The 6436-nt window shown below is 37.7% G+C and carries 5 protein-coding genes; all 5 read right to left on the reverse strand.

What is annotated here, in order from left to right:
• Positions 1 to 191: 191 nt before the first annotated feature.
• The gene (locus tag OSO01_RS21485; RefSeq protein ID WP_147212515.1) at positions 192 to 809 is read right to left on the reverse strand and encodes an ABC transporter substrate-binding protein; all 618 of its coding nucleotides are present in this window, start codon (positions 807 to 809) and stop codon (positions 192 to 194) included.
• Between the two features lie 115 nt (positions 810 to 924).
• Entirely contained in the window at positions 925 to 2286 is a 1362-nt protein-coding gene (gene dnaB / locus OSO01_RS21490) for a replicative DNA helicase (RefSeq protein WP_147212516.1), read from the reverse strand.
• A gap of 104 nt (positions 2287 to 2390) precedes the next feature.
• Complete coding sequence (gene rplI, locus OSO01_RS21495) at positions 2391 to 2837, reverse strand: 50S ribosomal protein L9 (protein WP_147212517.1); 447 nt, start codon at positions 2835 to 2837, stop codon at positions 2391 to 2393.
• Positions 2834 to 4819 (reverse strand): DHH family phosphoesterase, encoded by a 1986-nt coding sequence (locus OSO01_RS21500; protein ID WP_147212518.1) that lies wholly within the window; start codon positions 4817 to 4819, stop codon positions 2834 to 2836. The genes rplI and OSO01_RS21500 overlap by 4 nt, the downstream gene beginning before the upstream one ends.
• A 156-nt stretch (positions 4820 to 4975) precedes the next feature.
• Entirely contained in the window at positions 4976 to 5908 is a 933-nt protein-coding gene (locus OSO01_RS21505) for a YybS family protein (RefSeq protein WP_147212519.1), read from the reverse strand.
• Positions 5909 to 6436 lie beyond the last annotated feature (528 nt).

The following is a 6436-nucleotide window of genomic DNA, read 5'->3' on the forward strand; positions in this document are numbered from 1 at the left end:
AAATTTCTTGTTTTTCTCTTTAAATACATAGCAGAAATACTTTTTTCCATGCTGAAAAACTATCCTTTTCATGTTATCTTTTAGAAAACTGACACGCTTTCCGTTTTTGGAAAACTGCTGCTGTATATTATTATGATTCCCTTTTCTTGCAAAAAAAGAGAGGCACATAGCCTCTTCTCTTTCTGTATCTATTATTGAATTGTGATATCCTTCAACTGATATAATCCAGATGCATCCGTCCAAAAACCTTGTACTTCATTACGATAACCCATAATTTCATTTGGATGATATAAGAAGGCCATAGGTGATTGTTCATTCAAATAATTTGCAGCTTCCACATACATATCCAGACGAGTTTCTTCATCTTGCTCGATTCGAGCCTCATAAAGCATTTCATCAAATGTATCATCACGCATCATCGTACGGTTTCCTGGAGGTCCAGCATTATCAGAATGAAATAGCATATGCATTGGATAATCTGCATCGTGTGTTCCAAGAGACAATCCGAAAATAAACATATCATGCTCTCCGTTACTTGTCCGCTCGATATAAGTTCCCCATTCAAATTCCTGAATCGTCACATCAATACCAATATCAGCCAGTAAAGATTGAACATATGTTGCTACATCAATCCTTTCCTGCGTATCATTGGTCCAAATTGTTGTTGAAAAACCATCCTCATACCCTGCCTCTGCTAATAATTCTTTTGCACCTTCAGGATCATATTCAATTGCTTCAATGTCATCACGATATCCAAAATTGGTATCGTTGACAGGCCCTTTAGCAACTTCCCCAGCTCCATTGAGAATTCCTTCTACTACAAAAACTAAATATCCACTATATAGTTTGTTAAAAAACTAAAAAAGATATGACTCTCATTCATAAAATGAAAATCATATCTCTTTAGAATAGCACGCAGATTATCTACATCGCCGGCGGAATATCCCCTTCCCCGTAACGATGATCTAAATCCACAAATTTATTATATTCTTTTACAAAAGCAAGCTCTACGGTGCCAGTTGGTCCATTACGCTGTTTAGCAATAATAATCTCAATAATATTTTGCTTCTCAGTTTCTTTATCATAATAATCATCACGATATAGGAAACCTACAATATCCGCATCCTGCTCAATACTTCCTGATTCACGGATATCTGACATCATCGGCCGTTTATCCTGTCTTGACTCCACACCGCGGGAAAGCTGAGATAAGGCAATAAGCGGAACCTCGAGCTCACGGGCTAACGCCTTTAAGGAACGGGAAATCTCAGAGACCTCCTGCTGCCGGTTTTCCTTTGAGCTGCCGCTTCCTTGAATAAGCTGCAGATAATCAATTAGAATCATTCCCAGTCCATGCTCCTGTTTCAGGCGCCGGCACTTGGAACGAATTTCATTCACACGCACCCCTGGCGTATCATCAATATAAATTCCTGCATTTGATAACGAGCCCATCGCCATGGTGAGCTTACTCCAGTCATCTGCCTGCAGCTGGCCATTTCTTAGACGCTGTGCATCAATATTCCCCTCTGCACAAAGCATACGCTGAACCAGCTGATCTGCTCCCATCTCCAAGCTGAAAATAGCAACATTTTCATCCGTTTTTACTGCAACATTCTGAGCCACATTTAGTGCAAATGCTGTTTTCCCCACAGAAGGCCGTGCTGCAATAATTATTAAGTCATTCCGCTGAAATCCCGATGTAATCCGGTCCAAATCTAAGAATCCAGTTGGAACTCCGGTCACATCACCTTTTTGCTGATGAAGCTGCTCAATATTGTCATATACGCTAATCAAAACGTCTTTTATATTTTTAAAAGCCCCTGAATTTTTACGTCCGGAAACCTCTAAAATGCTTTTTTCTGCATCGTTTAAAACATCTTCAACCTCATCTTCTTTTTCAAAGGATGCTGTTACAATATCTGTTGCTTTCCGGATCAAACGGCGGAGTGTTGATTTCTCCTCTACCATTTTACTGTAATATTCAACGTTAGCTGCTGTCGGCACACTCTCAGCCAGCTCTGTTAAGTAGGTTACCCCGCCTGCTTCCTCCAGCTGCTTCCTATCATTTAAAAACGTAGTAACCGTAACAACATCTATCGGTTCACCACGATCAGATAAAGTCATCATTGCAGTAAAAATAAGCTGGTGGCTTGCACGGTAGAAATCCTCTGGAATTAATATTTCAGAAGCTTGTACAAATGCTGTCGGTTCTAAAAAAACAGCACCTAAAACAGATTGCTCTGCTTCTATATTATGGGGCGGTGTACGATCAAAAGCTGCACTCATTCTCTCTCCTCCGTATTCCTGTTATACGAGTGAGAAAAAAAGAAACCGGCGTACTTCTTTTATGCCAATTTCTTTTCATTTTCTCTGTTTGTATAGATTACTTATTATTTTTCTTTTACATGAACTTTTACAGAACCAGATACCTCCGGATGTAATTTAACCGGAACATTTGTATATCCTAATGCACGAATCGGCTCATCTAATTCAATTTTACGCTTATCAAGCTTGTGGCCATGCTGTTTGTTTAAAGCTTCTGCAATTTGCTTACTTGTAATGGAACCGAATAAACGTCCATTTTCACCAGATTTTGCTTCTAGTTCAACTGTTAAATCAGCTAATTTATCTTTTAAATTTATCGCACTCTCTTTTTCTTCTATTTCTAATTTATCCTGTTTTTTCTTTTTCGCATCAAGTGCTTTTAAGTTTCCGGAAGTAGCTTCTTCTGCCAAATTATTTTTTAACAGGTAATTACGAGCATAGCCGTCAGGAACATTTTTAACATCGCCTTTTTTTGCTTTCCCTTTTACATCTTTTAAGAAAATAACTTTCATTCTGAATCTCTCCCTTTTTTATACTCTAATTCATCAATAATCTCTACCAGCATTTCTTTTGCCTCGTCTATTGTTTTGCCTTCAATTTGCGTAGCAGCATTCGTTAAATGTCCGCCGCCATTCATTTTTTCCATAATGATCTGGACATTTACATCTCCCAATGATCTGGCACTGATTCCAACTCTGCCATCGGACCTTTCTGAGATAACAAATGATGCTGAGATACCTTCCATTGTAAGCAGGGTATCTGCAGCCTGGGCAATCAGCACCGGGCTATATGCTTTTCCGCTCGGCGCTTTGGCAATAGCAATATGATCATTGTATATTTGTGTTCTTTCGATAATATGACTGCGCTGGACAAAAACATCCAAATCCTCTTTAAGAAGACGCTGTACCAGTACTGTATCTGCTCCCTGCGATCTGAGATAAGATGCTGCATCAAAAGTTCTGGAGCCGGTACGCAATGTAAAGCTTTTGGTATCAACGATAATCCCGGCTAATAGTGCTGTTGCCTCCAGCATTTTCAGCTTCGTTCCTTTTGGTTGATACTCCAGTAGCTCTGTAACGAGCTCTGCAGTGGATGATGCATAAGGCTCCATATAAACAAGCGTTGGGTTATCAATAAATTCTTCTGCCCGGCGATGATGGTCGATAACAATTTTATAATCGGTATAGTTTAATAAACTTTCCACTGCAACCATATTCGGTTTATGAGTATCCACAACAATTAATAGACTTTGCTGATCTGCCATCAGGTCTTCTGCTTCTTCAGGACTGACAAATTGCTCCCAAAGCTCTTCGTCCCGTCGAATATGATCCATCAGCTTGGAAACACCTGTCTCTACATCGTTCTCATCAAACACAATATAGCCGGGGACATCATTTGTCTTAGCAATATTCAAAACACCAATCGCTGCACCAATTGCATCCATATCCGGTGATTTATGTCCCATAATGATAACATTATCACTTGCACGAACCAACTCTTTAAGCGCATGAGAGATAACTCTGGCTCTTACACGAGTACGCTTTTCCATTGGGTTGGTCTTTCCCCCGTAAAAACGTACCTTCCCATTCTCATCCTTAATAGCGACCTGATCGCCGCCGCGGCCTAAGGCTAAATCTAAGCTCGATTGCGCAACCTCTCCAATTTCAGGCAGCGACATATTTCCAGCACCAACCCCGATACTCAATGTAACCGGATTGCTCTCAGAGCCTCCCATTTCCCGTACTTCATCTAAAATGGCGAATTTTACTTTTTCCAGCTCTTCGAGAATTTCTATATTTCCAACAGCTAAGAATCTCTCCTGTGACGTCCGCTTCAAATAAAGCCCATAACGGCTGGACCAGTTATTGAGAACAGCTGTTACTTGAGAGTTCAATTGGCTCTTTGCCGTATCATCCATATTTTGTGTGATTTCTTCATAATTATCTAAGAAGATAATGGCAAGAACCGTCTGTTCATTATAATAACGTTCCTTCAGCTCCTGATGTTCTGTCCGATCAAGGAAATAGAGCAGCTTTTCTTCCTTTTTAATTACACAAAGAAACGTATAATCGCCAATTTCTACCCAAATCTCGTTCCTGTTATCTATAATCATCGGAATTAAATCCTCTGATAAATTATTAAGAGATTCACCGATAATTGTATCCTTGTTCGTCTTAAATTGATTCATAAATGGATTGGACCATTCTACCTGATAGTTATCATTGAACAGAATAATTCCAAAAGGCATCTCCAGCAATGCCTCAGAACCAACTTTCTTTACGCGATGAGAAATAGTTGATATATATTCCTCTGCTTCATCAAGAAGCACCTTTTCCGTTCGAATACTATAATAAAATGAAGCAGCAAAGACAACTGTCATTATTAAGCCAACTATCCATTGATAGTACCACACACATACAAGCAAAATAAAAGTAAGGATATAAATAATCCATACGTGCTTGCTTAATGCTGGTCTATTCTCTAAATCCGGCACGGCATTCAGCTCCTTCAAAATCCAACAATCTGTCTTGCTTTTTTATTTAGAATTAAAAATGTAGCTTTTATCGCAAATGTATTCTTAAGCAGAAAATCCAACTTACTGATTTTCTGCTTTAAAACCATGAGCTGTCATATAAACTCTCTGTTTTACCTACTTCAACCGGCCTCTTAACCGGAAACCTATATCAATTATACCTAAGATTCGCACGAAATAAAGAAGAAATGTTGGAAAAAGAATTGTTGCAATAACAATTAAAATAGGAAATACTTTTGGTATTTTTTTGATATATGCATAATAAAAAATGAATGAGAACCCCTGCAATGACAAGGCGATTCCAACAATCATCAATAAATTCTGCGCACCAAAATGCATCGTGCTTCCTTCTTGAAAGTCGATAACAGATAGAATTAATGCTAACAGATAAACCCAAATAATCGCACTAGGAAATTGCAGTTCACGAAATGGCGGAAAATAGAGCTTTTCTTTTTCCACCCGGTTAAACCACTTATAGCTGATCCATTGAGTAATAAATGCTGAAATAAAAGCAAAAAGAACCATAAAGGTTGGAATTAATTGCTGCAATAAATTGATTTGTGTATCTATCAGCACCTTTATGTCTTCTTCATTCAGCGAAGGATTAATACTTTCAATCATAGATGTACTGGTATTAACAGATTCCTCTACAACCTGACCAAATTCAGTCATAATATTAACACCCATCAATGTTTGAATAAAGATAAAAGAAATGAGCATTCCAATAATAAAACCAAATGTACCTTGAGCCAGTGTTTCATAGGCAGTATTCTTTTTATACATCGCATGGCCGATAAAAATTCCTCCTGCTGCAGCAACTATTATTAACGGAAGAATAATATACGACAGCAGTAATGTAGAAATAAAAGTAGTTGCCACTGTCACAACAAGACCTGCCTTCACTCCATGACGCTTCACATAGAAAATAAAAGGAACAGGCAATACAAAAGCTGTAATTAAACTAAGTATCGGAAACAAGGAAGCCACTAATATTGCAACTAAAATCGCAATTACCAATGCTCCTTCTGTAATTTTTTTCGATTGGTTCATATACTACTGCACCTCGTTCTAGCAAAAATAAATACTTATAAAAATGAATTTAGCTGCGCCATCCCTTTTCTTTTTCATATCCATAATATTTTAATAAAATTTCCTGGAAGACAACAACATGATAATTCAACACATATTCTACTATAATAACATGAATTTAGCAGAAAGGCTTGTATTGCACCTTATTCATTTATTATTATATTTGTCTTTTGGGCGGGTAATTTACCGGGTGCAGCATTTTATAATATAAATGATAAATAAGATATTTCCGAAATAAAGTTTCGTATTATTTCCCGGGAAATTTGTCGAATAACGTTATTTTCTTACCCATCTAAGAGCTGATTCCTTTATAATAGTAGTGTTGCCAACTAGAAATGGATTAAATCATTTCATTTTCTGTTGATTTCAGCTTGTACATATTATTCACTGAACTTTTGCACCTGAGAATAAGCATCTATACCTTACCATTCTAGGATAAACATGTTCTTCATTACCCTGCTTGCATTTTGTTAAATCATCTTACTATTG

It is taken from the genome of Oceanobacillus sojae, assembly GCF_007991515.1.
Taxonomy (GTDB): domain Bacteria; phylum Bacillota; class Bacilli; order Bacillales; family Amphibacillaceae; genus Oceanobacillus; species Oceanobacillus sojae.

Coding starts and splice junctions, on each gene's coding strand:
- dnaB (WP_147212516.1), bottom strand. CDS start 2,286: ATGAGTGCAGCTTTTGATCGTACACCGCCCCATAATATAGAAGCAGAG.
- rplI (WP_147212517.1), bottom strand. CDS start 2,837: ATGAAAGTTATTTTCTTAAAAGATGTAAAAGGGAAAGCAAAAAAAGGC.
- OSO01_RS21505 (WP_147212519.1), bottom strand. CDS start 5,908: ATGAACCAATCGAAAAAAATTACAGAAGGAGCATTGGTAATTGCGATT.